Annotated in this window: 15 protein-coding genes and 5 tRNA genes; 1 reads left to right on the plus strand and 19 read right to left on the minus strand. The window is 34.9% G+C overall.

What is annotated here, in order from left to right; genetic code table 11:
* Nucleotides 1–60 precede the first annotated feature (60 nt).
* Nucleotides 61–1,647, plus strand: coding sequence for a peptide chain release factor 3 (locus BZARG_RS12240; RefSeq protein ID WP_008638853.1), 1,587 nt, complete (start codon nucleotides 61–63; stop codon nucleotides 1,645–1,647).
* Between the two features lie 460 nt (nucleotides 1,648–2,107).
* Here the strand turns inward: BZARG_RS12240 and BZARG_RS12245 are convergent, their stop codons facing one another.
* The 19 genes from BZARG_RS12245 to BZARG_RS12335 form a co-directional block, all read right to left on the minus strand.
* Nucleotides 2,108–2,425 carry a DUF3467 domain-containing protein gene (locus tag BZARG_RS12245; RefSeq protein WP_008638833.1) on the minus strand — a complete coding sequence of 106 codons (318 nt, stop codon included), beginning with the start codon at nucleotides 2,423–2,425 and terminating at the stop codon, nucleotides 2,108–2,110.
* 57 nt (nucleotides 2,426–2,482) lie between these two features.
* Nucleotides 2,483–6,784 (minus strand): DNA-directed RNA polymerase subunit beta', encoded by a 4,302-nt coding sequence (gene rpoC, locus BZARG_RS12250; RefSeq protein WP_008638858.1) that lies wholly within the window; start codon nucleotides 6,782–6,784, stop codon nucleotides 2,483–2,485.
* A 91-nt stretch (nucleotides 6,785–6,875) separates the two neighbouring features.
* Nucleotides 6,876–10,688, minus strand: a complete 3,813-nt coding sequence (gene rpoB / locus BZARG_RS12255; protein WP_008638887.1) for a DNA-directed RNA polymerase subunit beta — start codon at nucleotides 10,686–10,688, stop codon at nucleotides 6,876–6,878.
* A gap of 121 nt (nucleotides 10,689–10,809) precedes the next feature.
* A complete protein-coding gene (rplL, locus tag BZARG_RS12260) occupies nucleotides 10,810–11,181 on the minus strand; it encodes a 50S ribosomal protein L7/L12 (protein ID WP_008638909.1) in 372 nt (123 codons plus the stop codon).
* A gap of 66 nt (nucleotides 11,182–11,247) precedes the next feature.
* A complete protein-coding gene (gene rplJ / locus BZARG_RS12265) occupies nucleotides 11,248–11,769 on the minus strand; it encodes a 50S ribosomal protein L10 (RefSeq protein WP_008638825.1) in 522 nt (173 codons plus the stop codon).
* Nucleotides 11,770–11,788: 19 nt separating this feature from the next.
* A complete protein-coding gene (gene rplA, locus BZARG_RS12270; RefSeq protein ID WP_008638910.1) occupies nucleotides 11,789–12,478 on the minus strand; it encodes a 50S ribosomal protein L1 in 690 nt (229 codons plus the stop codon).
* Nucleotides 12,479–12,496: 18 nt separating this feature from the next.
* The gene (rplK, locus tag BZARG_RS12275; RefSeq protein ID WP_008638848.1) at nucleotides 12,497–12,937 is read right to left on the minus strand and encodes a 50S ribosomal protein L11; all 441 of its coding nucleotides are present in this window, start codon (nucleotides 12,935–12,937) and stop codon (nucleotides 12,497–12,499) included.
* Between the two features lie 73 nt (nucleotides 12,938–13,010).
* Nucleotides 13,011–13,565 (minus strand): transcription termination/antitermination protein NusG, encoded by a 555-nt coding sequence (gene nusG, locus BZARG_RS12280; protein ID WP_008638862.1) that lies wholly within the window; start codon nucleotides 13,563–13,565, stop codon nucleotides 13,011–13,013.
* Between the two features lie 11 nt (nucleotides 13,566–13,576).
* A complete protein-coding gene (secE, locus tag BZARG_RS12285; protein ID WP_008638871.1) occupies nucleotides 13,577–13,774 on the minus strand; it encodes a preprotein translocase subunit SecE in 198 nt (65 codons plus the stop codon).
* A 57-nt stretch (nucleotides 13,775–13,831) separates the two neighbouring features.
* Nucleotides 13,832–13,904, minus strand: a tRNA-Trp gene (locus tag BZARG_RS12290).
* Nucleotides 13,905–13,969: 65 nt separating this feature from the next.
* Nucleotides 13,970–15,157 carry an elongation factor Tu gene (gene tuf / locus BZARG_RS12295; protein WP_008638889.1) on the minus strand — a complete coding sequence of 396 codons (1,188 nt, stop codon included), beginning with the start codon at nucleotides 15,155–15,157 and terminating at the stop codon, nucleotides 13,970–13,972.
* 55 nt (nucleotides 15,158–15,212) lie between these two features.
* A tRNA-Thr gene (locus BZARG_RS12300) sits at nucleotides 15,213–15,284 on the minus strand.
* Between the two features lie 87 nt (nucleotides 15,285–15,371).
* A tRNA-Gly gene (locus BZARG_RS12305) sits at nucleotides 15,372–15,444 on the minus strand.
* 254 nt (nucleotides 15,445–15,698) lie between these two features.
* Nucleotides 15,699–15,780, minus strand: a tRNA-Tyr gene (locus BZARG_RS12310).
* A 39-nt stretch (nucleotides 15,781–15,819) separates the two neighbouring features.
* Nucleotides 15,820–15,893 (minus strand) — tRNA-Thr (locus BZARG_RS12315).
* Between the two features lie 99 nt (nucleotides 15,894–15,992).
* Nucleotides 15,993–16,295, minus strand: coding sequence for a ribosome hibernation-promoting factor, HPF/YfiA family (gene hpf / locus BZARG_RS12320; protein ID WP_008638907.1), 303 nt, complete (start codon nucleotides 16,293–16,295; stop codon nucleotides 15,993–15,995).
* A 40-nt stretch (nucleotides 16,296–16,335) separates the two neighbouring features.
* Nucleotides 16,336–17,229 carry a tyrosine-type recombinase/integrase gene (locus tag BZARG_RS12325; RefSeq protein WP_008638916.1) on the minus strand — a complete coding sequence of 298 codons (894 nt, stop codon included), beginning with the start codon at nucleotides 17,227–17,229 and terminating at the stop codon, nucleotides 16,336–16,338.
* Nucleotides 17,230–17,403: 174 nt separating this feature from the next.
* Nucleotides 17,404–17,598, minus strand: coding sequence for a 30S ribosomal protein S21 (gene rpsU / locus BZARG_RS12330; protein ID WP_008638879.1), 195 nt, complete (start codon nucleotides 17,596–17,598; stop codon nucleotides 17,404–17,406).
* Nucleotides 17,599–17,818: 220 nt separating this feature from the next.
* On the minus strand, nucleotides 17,819–19,246 hold the full coding sequence (locus BZARG_RS12335; protein WP_008638831.1) for a carboxypeptidase-like regulatory domain-containing protein: 1,428 nt from the start codon (nucleotides 19,244–19,246) through the stop codon (nucleotides 17,819–17,821).
* Nucleotides 19,247–19,287: the final 41 nt, after the last annotated feature.

Below are 19,287 nucleotides of genomic sequence, written 5' to 3' on the forward strand. Positions count from 1 at the left end.
AATGCATGTCATATTTTGCATAGATAAAATGTATCTTTGTGACCCATTTTAAAGCAAAATATGAGTTTTATATCAGAAATAAAAAGACGACGTACTTTTGGAATTATTGCGCATCCCGATGCTGGTAAAACCACCTTAACCGAAAAATTATTATTGTTCGGTGGCGCTATTCAAGAAGCAGGTGCCGTAAAAAGCAATAAAATTAAAAAAGGAGCTACAAGTGACTTTATGGAAATAGAGCGCCAACGTGGTATTTCTGTTGCCACATCTGTTTTAGCGTTTGAGTATGAAGGTACTAAAATCAATATTCTAGATACTCCTGGACATAAGGATTTTGCTGAAGATACTTTTAGAACTCTAACCGCAGTAGATAGTGTCATTGTGGTTGTAGACGTTGCTAAAGGGGTTGAGGAACAGACCGAAAAATTAGTTGAAGTTTGTAGAATGCGAAACATTCCTATGATTGTGTTTATTAATAAACTGGATCGAGAAGGTAAAGATGCATTTGATTTGTTGGATGAAGTGGAGCAAAAATTAGGCCTACATGTAATTCCAATGAGTTTTCCAATTGGTATGGGTTACGATTTTAAAGGTATCTATAATCTTTGGGAAAAGAATATTAACTTATTTAGCGGTAATAGTAGGAAGGATATTGAAGAAACAATTGAGATTTCAGATTTAAACTCTAAAGAAATCGATGAACTCATTGGTGAAAAAGCTGCCAATACATTACGTGAAGAAATAGAATTAGTAGAAGGTATTTATCCGGATTTTGATAGAGAGGCCTACTTAAATGGTGACCAACAACCTGTATTTTTCGGTTCAGCTTTAAATAATTTTGGTGTGCGCGAATTATTGGATTGTTTCGTCGAAATTGCTCCAAAACCTAGACCTAAACAAAGTGAAGAGCGTATAGTAAAACCAGAAGAAAAAGATTTTACTGGTTTTGTTTTTAAAATACATGCCAATATGGATCCAAACCATAGAGACCGTTTAGCGTTTATTAAAATTGTTTCGGGTATGTTTGAGCGAAACAAACCGTATTTGCACGTTAGGAATAATAAAAAGATGAAATTTTCTAGCCCAAATGCCTTTTTTGCAGAGAAGAAGGAAATAGTAGACATTTCATATCCTGGTGATATTGTAGGTATACATGATACTGGTAATTTCAAAATTGGCGATACTTTAACTCAAGGAGAAATTATAAACTACAAGGGTGTTCCAAGTTTTAGTCCGGAACACTTTAGATATATAAACAATGCTGATCCATTAAAATCGAAACAACTATATAAAGGAATTGATCAGCTAATGGATGAAGGTGTTGCTCAGTTATTTACTTTAGAGCTCAACGGTCGTAAAGTAATTGGAACTGTAGGTGCTTTACAATATGAAGTTATTCAATACCGATTAGAACACGAATATGGTGCCAAATGTACATATGAAAACTTAAATGTACACAAAGCGTGTTGGGTTGAAGCCGATGATATTAAAAACGATGAATACAAGGAATTTATACGTGTTAAAGCACGCTATTTGGCAAAAGATAAACATGATCAATTGGTGTTTTTAGCCGATTCGCCATTTTCTTTACAAATGACGCAGCAAAAGTATCCAAGTATTAAGTTTCACTACACATCGGAGTTTTAAATACGAGTAGATCCATATGTATGTTAATGGACGAGTACAGTGAACCAGTGCTATCTAACGTATTTAAACAACCTGTGATTCCTTTAATAAATTTAAAGACGAAGTAATATTGGAGAGATAATTACGCAAACGAAGAGGTGTCTTTTAAGCATATTTATATGTTGCTTAAATTAAGAAGCAATTTTTTCGGATAAAATATAAAAATCCCATTGAAATAATTTCAATGGGATTTTTTATTTTTAATCTTGACCGGTAAGCTAAAATTTAGAGTAATTGGAGGTTGCTATTAATTAAGTATTTTGAGCACCTCTGTAAAAATATTCCAAATATTCAAAAGTCTAGTTCCAAATTAAGCTTGACCAGTTGGGCCGAAATTAAGTGGAATTGGAGGTTGCTCATAATTAAGTATTTTGAGCACCTCTGTAAAAATATTCCAAATATTCAAAAGTCTAGCTCCAAATTAAGCTTGACCAGTTGGGCCGAAATTAAGTGGAATTGGAGGTTGCTCATAATCCTTGATTTCACCATGAGCATTTTCAAAACGAGTTATGTTTTCACCTAGAGCTTTTAATAAGCGCTTGGCATGTTGTGGTGTTAAAATAATACGAGATTTCACCTTGCTCTTTGGTGTGCCCGGCATAACACTTACAAAATCGACAACAAATTCCGAAACTGAATGATTAATAATAGCTAAATTGGAATAGGTTCCTTCAGCTACTTTTTCATCAATTTCAATATTTATTTGTCCTTGGTTTTTTTGATTTGGTTTGTCACTCATAATATTATAGTATAAAAAAAAAGCGTGAATTTCTTCACGCTTTTTTAAATTTATTAATTAGTTATAATTAACTTCTTTTTTCGCTTGCATCATTTCATCAAACTCCTCTTTGGACCCTACAATAATGTTTTCGTAAGATCTCATCCCAGTACCAGCCGGAATCCTATGACCTACAATTACATTTTCTTTAAGTCCTTCAAGTGTATCAATCTTACCATTTACGGCTGCTTCGTTAAGAACCTTTGTGGTTTCTTGGAACGATGCCGCAGATATAAATGATTTGGTTTGTAGCGATGCTCTTGTAATACCTTGCAGTATTGGCGTAGCCGTAGCTGGTTGTGCATCACGTGCTTCAACTAACTTATGATCTTCACGACGTAGTATAGAGTTTTCATCTCTTAAATCACGCGGCGATATTATTTGACCTGCCTTTAAATTCGTAGAATCACCAGCATCTTCAACAACTTTCATTCCAAAAATTTCATCATTTTCTTCAATAAAATCTGCCTTATGTACCAATTGATTTTCTAGGAATGTAGTGTCACCAGAATCCATGATTCTAACTTTACGCATCATTTGTCTAACAACCACCTCAAAGTGCTTATCATTAATTTTCACACCTTGTAAACGGTAAACTTCTTGTACCTCGTTCACTAAGTATTGTTGAACAGCTGAAGGGCCTTTGATATTTAAAATATCATTAGGCGTAACAGAACCATCCGATAAAGGCATACCTGCTTTAACAAAGTCATTTTCTTGAACAAGAATCTGACTTGATAATTTAACCAAGTATTTCTTAACCTCTCCTAGTTTCGATTCTACAATAATTTCACGATTACCTCGCTTAATTTTACCAAAAGATACAACACCATCAATAGCACTAACTACTGCTGGGTTAGATGGGTTACGTGCTTCGAATAATTCGGTAACACGTGGTAAACCACCCGTAATATCACCAGATTTCGCAGATTTACGAGGTATCTTAACTAAAACCTTACCGATTTTAATTTTTTCACCATCGTCAATCATTAAATGCGCTCCAACTGGTAAGTTGTATGAACGTATAGCATTTCCTTTAGCATCTTCAATATGAAGCGTTGGAATTAACTTTTTATTTCTAGATTCAGAAATTACTTTTTCTTGGAATCCGGTTTGCTCATCAATTTCTACTTGAAACGTTACACCTTGTTCGATGTTTTCATAACGTACTTTACCAGCAAATTCTGAAATAATTACACCGTTATATGGATCCCAGCTACAAATAACATCTCCTTTTTTAATAGCGTCACCACTCTTAACAAAAATGGTTGAACCATAAGGGATATTATTAGTACTTAAAGTAATACCTGTTTTCTTATCTATTAACTTTAATTCTGACGTACGTGAAATAACCATATTAGCTTCGTTTCCACTGGAATCTTCACCTTTAATAGTTTTCAGCTCATCAATTTCAGCGATACCATCAAACTTAACAACAAGTTTGTTATCTTCTGAAATGTTACCTGCAATACCTCCAACGTGGAACGTACGTAAAGTTAACTGTGTCCCTGGTTCTCCAATAGACTGTGCGGCTACTACACCAACAGCTTCTCCTCGTTGAACCATGTTTCCAGTTGCCAAGTTTCGACCATAACATGTTGCACAAATACCTTGTTTAGCTTCACACGATAATGGTGAACGTACTTCAACTGAATCGACTGGTGAATTTTGAATAGTTTTAGCTATATCTTCATCAATCATTTCGTTTGAAGCCACTAACAATTCATCTGTTAACGGATTGAATACATCGTTTAATGCAATACGCCCAACGATACGTGCGCCTAAAGACTCTACGATTTCATCATTTTTCTTTAATGCAGATACTTCTACTCCTCTTAAAGTACCACAGTCAACACTGTTTACAATAACATCTTGAGATACATCTACTAGACGACGCGTTAGGTAACCAGCATCCGCAGTTTTAAGAGCGGTATCGGCAAGACCTTTACGAGCACCGTGTGTAGAGATAAAGTATTCTAAAATTGAAAGACCTTCCTTAAAGTTAGAAAGAATTGGGTTTTCAATAATTTCACCACCTCCAGCTGTTGATTTTTTAGGTTTCGCCATTAATCCACGCATACCTGTAAGCTGACGAATCTGTTCTTTAGATCCACGAGCTCCAGAATCAAGCATCATATACACCGAGTTGAAACCTTGTTGATCTTCACGAATACGATTCATTGACAATTCAGTCAATTCAGCATTCGTAGATGTCCAAATATCAATAACCTGGTTATAACGTTCGTTGTTTGTAATAAGACCCATATTATAATTGGCCATAATACCATCAACTTTTAGGTTTGCACCATCAATCATTGATTGTTTTTCTGGTGGAATAATAATATCACCTAAACTAAATGATAAACCACCTTGGAATGCAAATTTAAAACCTAATGTTTTAATTTCATCCAAGAAATCAGCCGTTTCCGGTACACTTGTAGCCTTTAAAACATCGCCGATAATATCACGCAATGATTTTTTTGTTAATACATCATTAACATAACCAGCAGAATGTGGAACGTGCAAGTTAAACAGTACACGCCCTACAGTTGTAGGAATAATTTGTAACGTTAATTCTCCTGCTTCATTATAATCATAAGTTCTTACACGAATTGCTGCGTTTAAATCTACGCGTTCTTCATTATAAGCTATGATTACCTCTTCAGGTGAATAGAATGTTAAGCCTTCTCCTTTAACTTTAACCGTATCGGTAGATTTACGTTCCTTGGTCATATAATATAAACCAAGTACCATATCTTGGGACGGTACAGTTACTGGCGAACCATTTGCAGGGTTCAAAATGTTATGCGATGCTAACATTAATAACTGTGTTTCTAAAATAGCTTCAGGACCTAATGGTAAATGAACAGCCATTTGGTCACCATCGAAATCCGCGTTAAATGCGGTACAAGCCAATGGGTGTAACTGAATAGCTTTACCTTCAATTAATTTAGGTTGGAAAGCTTGAATACCCAGTCTGTGAAGCGTTGGCGCACGGTTCAATAATACTGGATGTCCTTTAAGGACGTTCTCCAAGATATCCCAAACCACAGGCTCTCTTTTATCTATAATTTTCTTTGCAGATTTTACAGTCTTAACAATACCTCTTTCAATTAGTTTTCTAATTACGAAAGGTTTGTATAATTCGGCTGCCATATCCTTTGGAATACCGCATTCGAATAATTTTAATTCTGGTCCAACAACAATTACAGAACGTGCTGAATAATCCACACGCTTACCAAGTAAGTTTTGACGGAAACGTCCTTGCTTACCTTTTAATGAATCTGATAATGATTTTAATGGTCTGTTAGAATCCGTTTTAACAGCAGATGATTTACGTGTATTATCCAATAACGAATCTACAGATTCCTGTAGCATACGCTTTTCGTTACGTAAAATAACTTCTGGTGCTTTAATTTCAACTAAACGCTTTAAACGGTTATTACGAATAATAACACGACGGTATAAATCATTTAAATCCGATGTAGCAAAACGCCCACCATCTAATGGCACTAACGGACGTAATTCTGGTGGAATAATTGGAATAACTTTTAATATCATCCATTCCGCACGGTTCTCACGATTTTCGTTAGACTCACGTAAAGCTTCAACAACTTGTAAACGTTTTAAAGCTTCTGTTTTACGTTGTTTTGATGTTTCTGTATTTGCTTTATGTCGTAGCTCAAAAGATAATTCATCAAGATCAATACGTGATAAAAGCTCTATTAAACATTCAGCACCCATTTTAGCCAAGAATTTATTTGGATCCGAATCGTCCAAATATTGATTATCTTGAGGTAGCGTTTCTAATATGTTTAAGTATTCTTCTTCCGTAAGAAAGTCCATTTTTTGAATAGGCTCTCCTTCTACATTTTTAGCATTACCAGGCTGAATTACTACGTAACGTTCGTAGTAAATAATCATATCTAATTTTTTAGATGGTAATCCTAATAGGTAACCAATTTTGTTTGGTAATGAACGGAAATACCAGATATGTGCAACAGGAACCACTAAATTAATGTGTCCAACACGATCACGACGTACTTTCTTTTCAGTTACTTCAACACCACAACGGTCACATACAATTCCTTTATAACGGATACGTTTATATTTACCACAAGCACATTCATAATCCTTTACAGGACCAAAAATACGCTCACAGAATAAACCATCACGTTCTGGTTTATGAGTACGATAATTGATAGTTTCTGGCTTTAGAACTTCACCGCGAGATTCTGCTAAAATAGACTCTGGTGACGCCAAACCAATTGAGATTTTATTAAATCTCTGTACTGTATTCTTATCTTGTTTTCTTGCCATGTTTTATGTTTTTAGTATAGACAGCCCGGAGGCTGTCCTTACATACAACGGTTTTTTTTATTTGGGACAATTACAACTTGTCCCGTCAATATTACTCTTCTAATCTAATATCCAGTGCTAAACCTTTCAATTCATGCATAAGCACGTTGAACGATTCAGGTAATCCCGGTTCTGGCATTGGCTCACCTTTAACAATACTTTCGTATGTTTTAGCTCTACCAATAACATCATCAGATTTAACGGTCAATATTTCTCTTAATGTTGCAGATGCACCATAAGCCTCTAATGCCCATACTTCCATTTCTCCAAAACGCTGACCACCAAACTGTGCTTTACCACCTAAAGGCTGTTGCGTAATTAATGAGTATGGTCCAATAGAACGTGAGTGCATTTTATCGTCAACCATATGACCAAGTTTCAGCATGTAGATGACACCTACAGTTGCTGGTTGATCAAATCGTTTTCCAGTTCCACCATCATATAAATAGGTATGGCCAAATCTTGGAATTCCAGCTTCATCTGTAAATTCATTAATCTGATCAAGAGATGCTCCATCAAAAATAGGCGTCGCATACGTACGATTTAATTTTTGACCAGCCCACCCAAGAACTGTTTCATAAATCTGCCCAATGTTCATACGAGATGGTACACCAAGCGGATTTAAAACAATATCAACAGGCGTTCCATCTTCTAGGAAAGGCATATCTTCTTGTCGAACAATACGCGCTACAATACCTTTGTTACCGTGACGACCTGCCATTTTATCACCTACTTTAAGCTTACGCTTTTTAGCAACATAAACTTTAGCAAGCTTAATAATTCCAGCTGGTAATTCATCACCTACAGAAATAGTAAACTTCTCACGACGTAAAGAACCTTGTAAATCGTTTTCTTTAATTTTGTAGTTATGAATTAAATCAGCTACTAATTTATTTGAGTAATCATCTGTTGCCCAAGAACCTGCAGTAAGATGCGTATAATCATCTACAGCATTTAACATTTTAAGTGTATATTTCTTACCTTTTGGTAATACCTCTTCACCTAAATCGTTAAAGACACCTTGAGCCGTTTTACCAGCTACAATAGCAAATAGTTTTTCAACTAAAACGTCTTGTAACTCGCCAAACTTATTAAAGTATAATGCTTCTAAAGCGGCAATGTCTTCTTTATCCTGAGCTCTCTTACGTTTATCTTTAACCGCACGAGCAAATAATTTTTTATCAATTACAACACCATGCAATGATGGAGAAGCTTTTAGTGATGCATCTTTAACATCACCCGCTTTATCACCAAAAATAGCACGTAATAATTTTTCTTCAGGAGTAGGGTCTGATTCTCCTTTTGGTGTAATTTTACCAATAAGAATATCACCAGGCTTCACTTCTGCTCCAACACGAATCATACCGTGTTCGTCTAAATCTTTAGTTGCTTCTTCTGAAACGTTAGGGATATCATTTGTTAATTCTTCGTTACCTAATTTAGTATCTCGAACTTCCAATGAGTATTCATCAATATGAATAGATGTAAAAACATCATTTCTAACTACTTCTTCAGAAATTACAATAGCATCCTCAAAGTTATACCCTTTCCAAGGCATAAAGGCTACTTTCATATTTCGACCTAAAGCTAATTCTCCTTTTTCCGTTGCATAACCTTCACAAAGAACTTGACCTTTTTTAATTCTATCACCTTTTTGAACAATTGGCTTTAAATTAATAGAGGTTCCTTGGTTAGTTTTTCTGAACTTAACAAGTGGATATGTTTTTGTGTCGCTTTCAAAACTTACTTTCGCTTCGTCTTCCGTTCTATCATATTTGATAGTAATTTCTCTAGCATCAACATATTCAACAACACCAGCTCCTTCTGCGTTAATTAATACACGAGAATCTGATGCTACTTGTCTTTCTAATCCAGTTCCAACAATTGGCGCTTGCGGACGTAATAACGGCACCGCTTGACGCATCATGTTAGATCCCATTAATGCACGGTTGGCATCATCATGCTCCAAGAATGGAATTAATGAAGCTGAAATAGAGGCAATTTGGTTAGGAGCAACATCGGTATAATGAATTTCATGTGGTTCAATTACAGGGAAGTCACCTTCCATACGTGCAATTAAATTTTCATGTAAAATTTTACCGTTCTCATCAACTTTTACAGTTGCTTGTGCAATTAACTTATCTTCTTCTTCTTCCGCACTTAAATAAATAGGATCACTCTTAATATCTACAACACCATCTGTTACCTTACGGTATGGTGTTTCAATGAATCCCATAGAATTCACTTTAGCAAATACTGAAAGTGAAGAAATTAAACCAATATTTGGTCCCTCTGGTGTTTCAATTGGACATAAACGTCCGTAGTGCGTATAGTGAACATCTCGAACCTCGAAACCTGCTCTTTCACGCGATAAACCTCCTGGTCCAAGTGCTGATAAACGACGCTTGTGCGTAATTTCGGCAAGTGGATTGGTTTGATCCATGAATTGTGATAACTGGTTGGTACCAAAGAATGAATTAATAACAGACGATAACGTCTTGGCATTAATTAAATCGATTGGTGTAAATACTTCGTTGTCACGTACATTCATACGCTCACGAATGGTTCTAGCCATACGTGCTAAACCAACACCAAACTGTTGAGATAATTGCTCACCAACTGTACGTACACGACGGTTAGATAAGTGATCAATATCATCAATCTCCGCTTTAGAGTTGATAAGTTCGATTAAGTATTTTATAATAGTAATGATATCTTCTTTGGTAAGCACTTGCTTGTCCATTCCAATATCAAGACCTAGTTTTTTATTCATTCTATAACGACCTACTTCACCTAAAGAGTAACGTTGGTCTGAAAAGAACAATTTGTCAATAATTCCACGTGCAGTCTCCTCATCAGGCGGCTCGGCATTACGTAGTTGACGGTATATGTGTTCAACAGCCTCTTTTTCAGAGTTTGTTGGATCTTTTTGTAAGGTGTTATGAATAATTGCGTAATCTCCTTGTTGTGCACTTTCTTTATGTAAAAGAATAGTTTTCACATTAGTTTCAAGAATTTCCTCAATATTATCTTTGTCCAGAGCCGTATCACGATCTAAAACAATTTCGTTACGCTCAATAGAAACTACTTCACCAGTATCTTCATCAACAAAATCCTCATGCCATGTATTTAAAACACGTGCTGCAAGTTTACGACCTAATACTTTTTTAAGTCCAGCTTTAGAAACCTTAATTTCTTCAGCAAGATCAAAAATCTCTAAAATATCTTTATCGCGTTCAAAACCGATGGCTCTAAATAAAGTTGTAACAGGTAATTTTTTCTTACGGTCGATATACGCATACATCACTTGATTGATGTCAGTTGCGAATTCAATCCATGATCCTTTAAAAGGAATAACTCTGGCAGAGTATAATTTGGTTCCATTAGCATGGAAAGATTGGCCAAAGAATACACCTGGAGATCTGTGTAATTGTGACACTACTACACGTTCTGCACCATTGATACAGAAAGTACCTGAAGGTGTCATATAAGGAATTGTTCCTAAATACACATCTTGAACAATGGTCTCGAAATCCTCATGTTCAGGGTCTGTACAGTACAATTTAAGTCTGGCCTTAAGCGGAACGCTATATGTAAGTCCACGTTCTATACATTCTTCGATAGAATAACGTGGTGGATCAATAAAGTAATCTAAAAATTCTAAAACAAATTGATTACGTGTGTCTGTAATTGGGAAGTTTTCCAAAAAGGTATTATATAAACCTTCGTCTCCTCTTTCTTCAGATTTAGTTTCTAGCTGGAAAAAATCCTGGAAGGATTTTATCTGAATATCCATAAAGTCAGGATATTCTGTTCTATTTATAATAGACGAGAAATTTAATCTTTCAGCTTGTTTTGCTAACATCAATGGGCGGAATTTTGATTAAAAAAATAAAATGACGTATGTAACGATTATATACGCAAAATGGTCTAGGCCTAAAAGTATACACTTTAGACCTAAACCGTTATGTTTTTGAGGGCTTAAATTACTTAAGCTCAACCTCTGCTCCAGCTTCTTCTAATTGAGCTTTTAAAGCTTCTGCTTCATCTTTAGAAACTCCTTCTTTAACTGGGCTAGGTGCATCATCAACTAAACCTTTAGCTTCTTTTAAACCTAAACCTGTTAATTCTTTAACTAGTTTTACAACTGCTAATTTAGAACCACCAGCGGCTTTAAGGATTACATCAAATTCAGTTTGCTCTTCAGCAGCTTCACCTCCAGCAGCAGGTCCAGCCATAACTGCAGCAGCTGCTGCAGGCTCAATACCATACTCATCTTTTAATATAGTTGCTAATTCGTTTACTTCTTTTACAGTTAAGTTAACTAATTGTTCTGCGAAATCTTTTAAATCTGCCATTTTTTCTATCGTTTTAATAAATTTTTAATAATAATATAATTGTAATTAAGTGCGTACTATTTAATACTATCCTTCTTTTTCAGATAGTGTTTTTAAAATCCCTGCTAATTTACCACCACTTGATTTAAGTGCTGAAATAACATTTTTAGCTGGCGATTGTAATAAGCCAATAATATCACCGATAACTTCGTCTTTAGATTTGATATTTACTAAAGCGTCAAGGTTTTCATCTCCAATATAAACAGCTTCTGCAATAAATGCACCTTTTAAAAGTGGCATTGCTGATTTTTTACGGAAGTTTTGAATAACTTTGGCTGGTCCATTACCAACTTCAGAATACATAATTGAAGTATTTCCTTTTAATGTAGAAGGAAGGTCTCCAAAATCTTTATCTGATGCCTCCATTGCTTTTTTAAGCAAGGTGTTTTTAACTACGGCTAATTGTATATTTGCCTTATAACAAGCACGACGTAAATCTGATGTCGCACCTGCATTTAATCCAGAAATATCAGCTAAATAGATATTTGCATTATCGGCTAATTCCGCAGTTAATTCTTTAATTACTTGTGATTTTTCTTCTCTAGTCATAATAAAAGTTTTAAACTACTTAACCAATTTTTGGATCTACAGCTAAACTTGGACTCATGGTACTGGACATATAAATGCTCCTTACGTAAATTCCTTTAGCTGCAGTTGGCTTAAGTTTCATTAATGTTTGTAATAATTCGTTTGCATTATCTGCAATTTTATCAGCACTAAAAGATGCTTTTCCTATAGATGCGTGTACAATACCAGTTTTATCAACTTTAAAGTCAATTTTACCAGCTTTTACATCGCTAACAGCTTTACCAATATCCATAGTTACTGTACCTGTTTTTGGGTTTGGCATTAAGCCACGAGGACCTAATATACGTCCTAAAGGACCCAATTTACCCATAACGCTAGGCATAGTTACAATAACATCTACGTTTGTCCAACCACCTTTAATTTTATCAAGGTACTCATCTAAACCTACATAGTCTGCACCAGCCTCTTTAGCTTCCGCTTCCTTATCTGGTGTAACTAGTGCTAAAACTTTTACGTCTTTACCAGTACCGTGTGGAAGCGTTACAACGCCTCTTACCATTTGATTTGCTTTTCTTGGATCTACGCCTAAACGTACAGCCAAATCAACAGATGCATCAAACTTCGTATTGGTTACTTCTTTTATCAGCGCTGATGCTTCATCGACAGAGTATATTCTTCCTTTCTCGATTTTTGCTACAGCTTCTTTTTGTTTCTTTGTTAATCTTGCCATTTTTCTAAATTTTTTAGATTAATTAGGTTCGGTACCACCTTTTATAGCTATACCCATTGATCTTGCAGTACCTGCAACCATTGTCATGGCAGCATCGATAGTAAATGCATTTAAATCTTGCATTTTATCTTCAGCTATTGCTCGTACCTGATCCCAAGAAACTTTTGCTATTTTTTTTATGTGTGGTTCACCTGAACCTTTTTTCGCTTTGGCCGCTTCTAATAATTGTACAGCTGCAGGAGGTGTTTTGATAACAAAGTCAAATGATTTGTCTTTGTATACCATAATAACCACTGGTAAAACTTTACCAGGTTTATCTTGTGTTCTAGCATTAAACTGCTTACAGAACTCCATGATATTAACTCCAGCGGCACCTAAAGCGGGTCCAACCGGTGGCGACGGATTCGCTGCACCTCCCCTTACTTGTAGTTTAACTACTTTACTTAATTCTTTTGCCATTTTTAATAATTTAGTTTTGATACATATCTTAAATTTGGAAGCATAAGACTGTATTCTTATATTGTAACAATTATTATACTTTTTCTACTTGCATATAGCTTAATTCCAAAGGTGTTTTTCTTCCAAAAATTTTCACCATTACTTCTAGCTTACGCTTTTCTTCGTTAATTTTCTCGATCGTCCCATCAAATCCATTAAATGGTCCGTCAATAACCTTAACTGTTTCGCCTATATTGAATGGGATAGCCACATTGGTATCGGCATTTACTGAAAGCTCATCTACTTTACCTAACATTCTATTAACTTCAGATTGTCTTAACGGTACTGGATCACCTCCTTTAGTTTCACCTAAAAACCCAATTACATTTGTAACCGACTTTATAATGTGAGGGATTTCACCTGTTAAATTTGCTTTTATCATTATGTAACCAGGAAAATAAACTTTTTCTTTATTTACTTTTTTTCCGTTACGTATTTGGATAACTTTCTCGGTTGGAACTAGAACTTGCTCTACAAAATCTTCAAATCCTAATCGTGCTATTTCTGTTTCAATGTAGGCTTTAATTTTATTTTCTTGACCACTTACTGCTCTAACGACATACCACTTTTTCTCATTTCCTTCAGACATAAAATTTTATTTTAACCGTTAATCCAATGAAAGTAAGATCCTATTGCTTTGCTGAAAACCGTATCAATTCCCCAAATAGCTAGTGAAAAAATAATAGAGAACACAGCTACTAAAATGGTTAACTTTTGTCCCTCTGCCCAAGTTGGCCAAGTTACATTGTTTTTCAGTTCCCCAAATGATTCTTTTATATAAATTGCAATTCCAGCCATTGTAAATATGTTTTTTATTTTTAAGAAGCAACAATAAGACGTTTGCTACCTAAATTGCACGGGTTGAGAGACTCGAACTCCCGACACCTGGTTTTGGAGACCAGTGCTCTACCAACTGAGCTAAACCCGTAAATACAAGTCAAGGTATTCCGTAAAACGAAATACCTTAACTCTATATTGATTAGATAAAATTAATTATTCTAAAATTTCAGTTACTTGACCTGCACCTACAGTTCTACCACCTTCACGGATAGCGAAACGTAAACCTACATTCATTGCAATAGCCTGAATTAATTCAACTGTAATAGTTAAATTATCACCTGGCATAACCATTTCAACACCATCTGGAAGCATAATGTTTCCTGTTACATCCGTTGTACGAACGTAAAATTGTGGACGGTAGTTATTATGGAATGGTGTATGACGACCACCTTCTTCTTTTTTCAAGATATAAACCTCAGCTTTAAATTTAGCATGTGGTGTTACAGAACCTGGCTTAACAATAACCATACCTCTAGAGATTTGAGACTTCTCAATACCTCTTAATAAGATACCTGCATTATCACCAGCTTCACCTCTATCTAAAATTTGACGGAACATTTCAATTCCAGTAATAGTAGACGTTAACTTTTCAGCACCCATACCAATAATTTCTACTGGATCTCCTGTTTTACCAATACCAGTTTCGATACGACCTGTAGCAACAGTTCCACGACCTGTAATTGAGAAAACATCTTCAACAGGCATCAAGAAAGGCTTATCCATTTCACGAACAGGCTCCTCAATCCACTCATCAACAGCTGCCATTAATTCAAGAATAGAATCAACCCACTTTTGCTCACCGTTAAGTGCACCTAAAGCTGAACCAGCTATAACAGGACCGTTGTCCCCATCATATTCGTAAAAAGATAATAAGTCACGAATTTCCATTTCTACTAATTCAAGTAATTCTGGATCGTCAACTAAATCTACTTTATTCATAAACACAACCATTCTAGGAATACCAACCTGGCGACCTAAAAGAATATGCTCACGAGTTTGTGGCATCGGGCCATCAGTTGCAGCAACTACTAGAATTGCTCCATCCATTTGCGCAGCACCAGTAACCATGTTCTTCACGTAATCCGCGTGACCTGGACAGTCAACGTGTGCATAGTGACGGTTTGCAGTTGCGTACTCAACGTGAGATGTATTAATAGTAATACCACGTTCTTTTTCTTCTGGAGCATTGTCAATCTGGTCGAATGATCTTGCTTCTGAATAACCTGCATCAGCTAATACTTTTGTAATAGCAGCAGTCGTGGTTGTTTTTCCGTGATCTACGTGTCCAATGGTACCTATGTTAAGGTGTGGTTTTGAACGATCGAAAGTTGCCTTTGCCATGTTTATTTTATTTTAATCTATTTATATTAGTACTTATATTATTCAATATTAAATGAGCCAATGACGGGAATTGAACCCGTGGCCTCTTCCTTACCAAGGAAACGCTCTACCCCTGAGCTACACCGGCGTAAAGTTTTTATTTCCTAATCTTTTCCATGCCTGCATAAAGACAAACCTTAAAAGAAGAGATTCCTGACTTCACAGGAATTTTTTGAGCGAGAGACCGGGTTCGAACCGGCGACATTCAGCTTGGAAGGCTGACGCTCTACCAACTGAGCTACTCTCGCATTTCTTTGAACATATTTCTATATTCAAAAGGTATTTTCATTATTTCAATTTCGGATTAAATTCTAATCCCGTAAAAGTAAACTTTTACTTAAACTTTAAAAACGTATTCTAAAATTTTTTTCAATCACTTTCCTTTCGGCCCGCAATTTCCAACTTTTAATTTACAATTTCACAAATGTAACGTTTAAAAGTTTTATCATCACCTTCCTTTGCACGGTAATCCATAAGGACAAAACCTTGCTTAAAAGCTTAGTGGGGAGAGCAGGATTCGAACCTGCGAAGACGTAGTCAGCAGATTTACAGTCTGCCCTCGTTGGCCGCTTGAGTATCTCCCCAATCACTTTAATTCAATATTTCAAAAAAACTTTTCTTTGAGCCGATGGAGGGACTCGAACCCACGACCTGCTGATTACAAATCAGCTGCTCTAGCCAGCTGAGCTACATCGGCTTTTTAGCATCTCATTCGCGCTAAAAAAAGCCCGCTATTTCTAACGGACTGCAAATGTATATAAATATTTAATTATTCAAAACATTTTATTGATTTATTTTACAAATGTGGCCTTAATTTTTCTTTTCGCTTTTTTAATTGGCGTTCAAGTGATGCTACAGCGGTATCTACAGCCTCCTCAAAAGTTTTACATTGTTTTTTTACTACAAAACTATCTCCAGGCACATTTACTTGCGCTTCAAAAATCTTGTTTGCCTTATCACTTGTGTTTTCTACTTTTAAATAAACATCGGTTTGAATGACCTTATCGTAGTACAAATCTAACTTATCCATTCGCTTCTGAATAAAATCTATCAATTTTTGATCTGCGTTAAAATTAACGGACTGTGTGTTTACTTTCATACGATTCTAATTTTTTTAATTAAACAAACGAATTTTACTGCTATTTTTTCTGTCCTCTTGGGTGCGCTTTTAAATATACCTTCTTTAATTCCGATATACTATTGTGTGTGTATATTTGTGTTGCAGCTAAACTGGAATGACCTAATAACTCTTTAACGGTATTTATATCTGCACCTTGATTTAGTAAATGTGTCGCAAATGAATGTCTTAAAATATGCGGGCTCTTTTTTACTTTAGAAGATGCTAAACTAAAATAATCATTTATTACACGGTAGACAAGTGTTTCATAAATTTTAACGCCTTTTTGGGTTAAAAAAAGGTAGTCAATATCAGAAATGTTTTCCAATTGATTTCTTATTTCCAAATAATATTTAATGGTTTTAATTACCGAGTCTAACAATGGAATAATACGTTCTTTGTTTCGTTTACCTAAAACTTTTAGCGTTTTATTGGAAAGATCGATTTGGTTTAATTTGATTTCTACCAATTCAATGCGGCGAATTCCAGTTGAATAGAATAATTCAATAATAAACTTATTTCGTACACCTTCAAAAGTATCATCAAATTCCAGATCGTCCAAAACGGTTGCCACTTCAGCTTCAGAAAAAGGTATTTGAATTTTCTTACTCGTTTTTAATGCCTTGTGTTTTGATAGTGGATTAACCTGAATATCACCAACCTTAATTTGAAATTTATAATAGGAATTTAGTGCCGAAATTTTCCGATTTATAGAACGATTGTTCATTTCCTTATCTACTAAACTAACAATCCAGGTTCTAATTTCTGGATAATTAACGGATAACATATCTTCTGTTTGGTAAGTTTCTGATAGAAAAGTTAGAAAGTCCTGCAAGTCTTTCTTGTATGCTTTTACAGTGAGTTTGGAATAGTGCTTTTCCAAAAGCAAGTAGTCCATAAAAGCTTGAAAGGGCATATTGGTTAATGTGTTAATGATTAATATAAATTTAATTACTAAAATAGATTATTTAATAATACGCATATTTATAAAACTACGAAGATTAATTGAGCTTTTAGTTTAGAACATAAAAATCCCGCATTTCTGCAGGATTCTTATAATATAATATAATATAATATAATATACATGAGATTACATACTTGCTTGATCTCTTAATCGCTGAACATATTGAGCTTTTTGAATTAGTGCTCTATTTTCAACCGAAGGCTTTGTAAACTGTTTGCCAGTTTGTAAAGCGCGTTTTGTCTTCGTTTTATCAAACTTTCGTTTGTAACGCTTTAACGCCCTATCTATATTTTCTCCTTCTTTAATTGGTATAATTAACATAGTCCTTAACCTCCTCTCTTTTAAAATTTTCAAGGTGCAAAAATAGTTACAATTTTAGATTTTGCAATGGAAAATTTAAAAATTATTAATAACCGTTAATACTATTGAAAAGGAACTACAATCATATCGAATTGCGCTAATAATTTATCCACAAAAAAAAACGCAAACCACTTAAATAAAGTCGTTTGCGTTTTATTAAATCGTTGAATATATTCTAAAACTAATCTTTAAATAAACTATAGCGTTTGGTTAAATCTTGAATTAGTTTCTCTTCTTCTTTACTCTCTAGCAATGTGTTGTAGTTCTCCCAAAATTCTTTATTATAAGGTTTTGGCGAAAACAAATCGGCATCCCAAGTTTGTCTTAAAGTCCGCTGAATTTCAGCATCATCCGTAATTATTTCAGTAAATAAAATTTCCTGTACGGTATAATAAAATCGCTCTCCCTTATTTACAATCGACTCATCAATATCTGTTTTCGGATTATTTACTACGGCTCTTACATTAACAAGTTTTGGCGTTTCGTAATAAACATAATTTAAGTACATATTATCTTGGTACTCTTTATAAGTCAATATCAATTTATGATTGATGGTTGTATCATAAAGTGTTTTACTTCGGCTGCGTTGTGCTTTAGATGCGGCTACGAGCTCGTATTCTATCTTCTTAATTGCATAATTATCCCAATAAACATAAATCCATCCTTTTGGATGATAGCCATCGTTAAAAACGCCTGGTGTTTCTAGATTTACATATTCGAAACTTTCTGAAATACTAATTTTATAAATTTTTCGATCGTTTTCAACTAAAACTGTATCCAGTTTAAACTGATGCTTACTCATAATGTCCTCTCCAAATAAAGCTTTGGGATTTCCAGCATTTCTAACCATATTCAGTTTACCCTGAAATAGCGTTTCGAGTCCATTAATGCGATTATCATTCCATTTTATAGCATTAACTAGTGATTTTGTTTGAATGGTATCACGCCTTAAATTGTTTTTAGAAAACTTGCGGTTTTTAATTCTATTTTTTAAAAAAGCAGTATATGCTAGCAAACTATCCACATCGCGTAAATCGTAACTTTTACGGACCTGATCTACGTTTATCTTAAGATTTTCTGCTGGATTAGATGCAAAACTAGAATCGTATAAAGTAATAGCACTTTCAATAAGCCACTTAAACTCTTTTTTATTACGCTCTTTATGACGCATAAACCCTTTTTGCAAATATGACGAATCTGGCAAATTTTCAGGTAACTCTTCCAGTGCCCGCATAACGATATCGTTTCCTGTTTTAGGCCTAGTTTCCGCTACCAACAGTATTTCATCTAATGAGGCAACATCATCATCCAAATAAATTTCGAAAGATGCATCGAACTCATTAACCGGGATTTTATAACTTTTAAATCCAATAGATGACACCACTAAAGTGTCTTTTTGATACTTATCAGGCACCCGTAATAAAAACTTACCATCGGCGTTTGTAACGGTTCCGATGGTAGTGTTTTTAACATAAATGCTTGCGCTTTCAATAGGCTGAAAAGAGCTTCCCTCTAAAACCGTGTTTGTTAATTCAGTTTGTGCCGAAACACATGTTCCTACAAGAATTAAAAAAGAACTTAAAAAGCACGTTTTAAAACGATTTTTCATTTTATGAATTATTTACTTAATAGCTGGCTTATAATATTTAC

Origin of the sequence: Bizionia argentinensis JUB59, assembly GCF_000224335.1 — a bacterium.
GTDB classification, from domain to species: Bacteria; Bacteroidota; Bacteroidia; order Flavobacteriales; family Flavobacteriaceae; genus Algorimicrobium; species Algorimicrobium argentinense.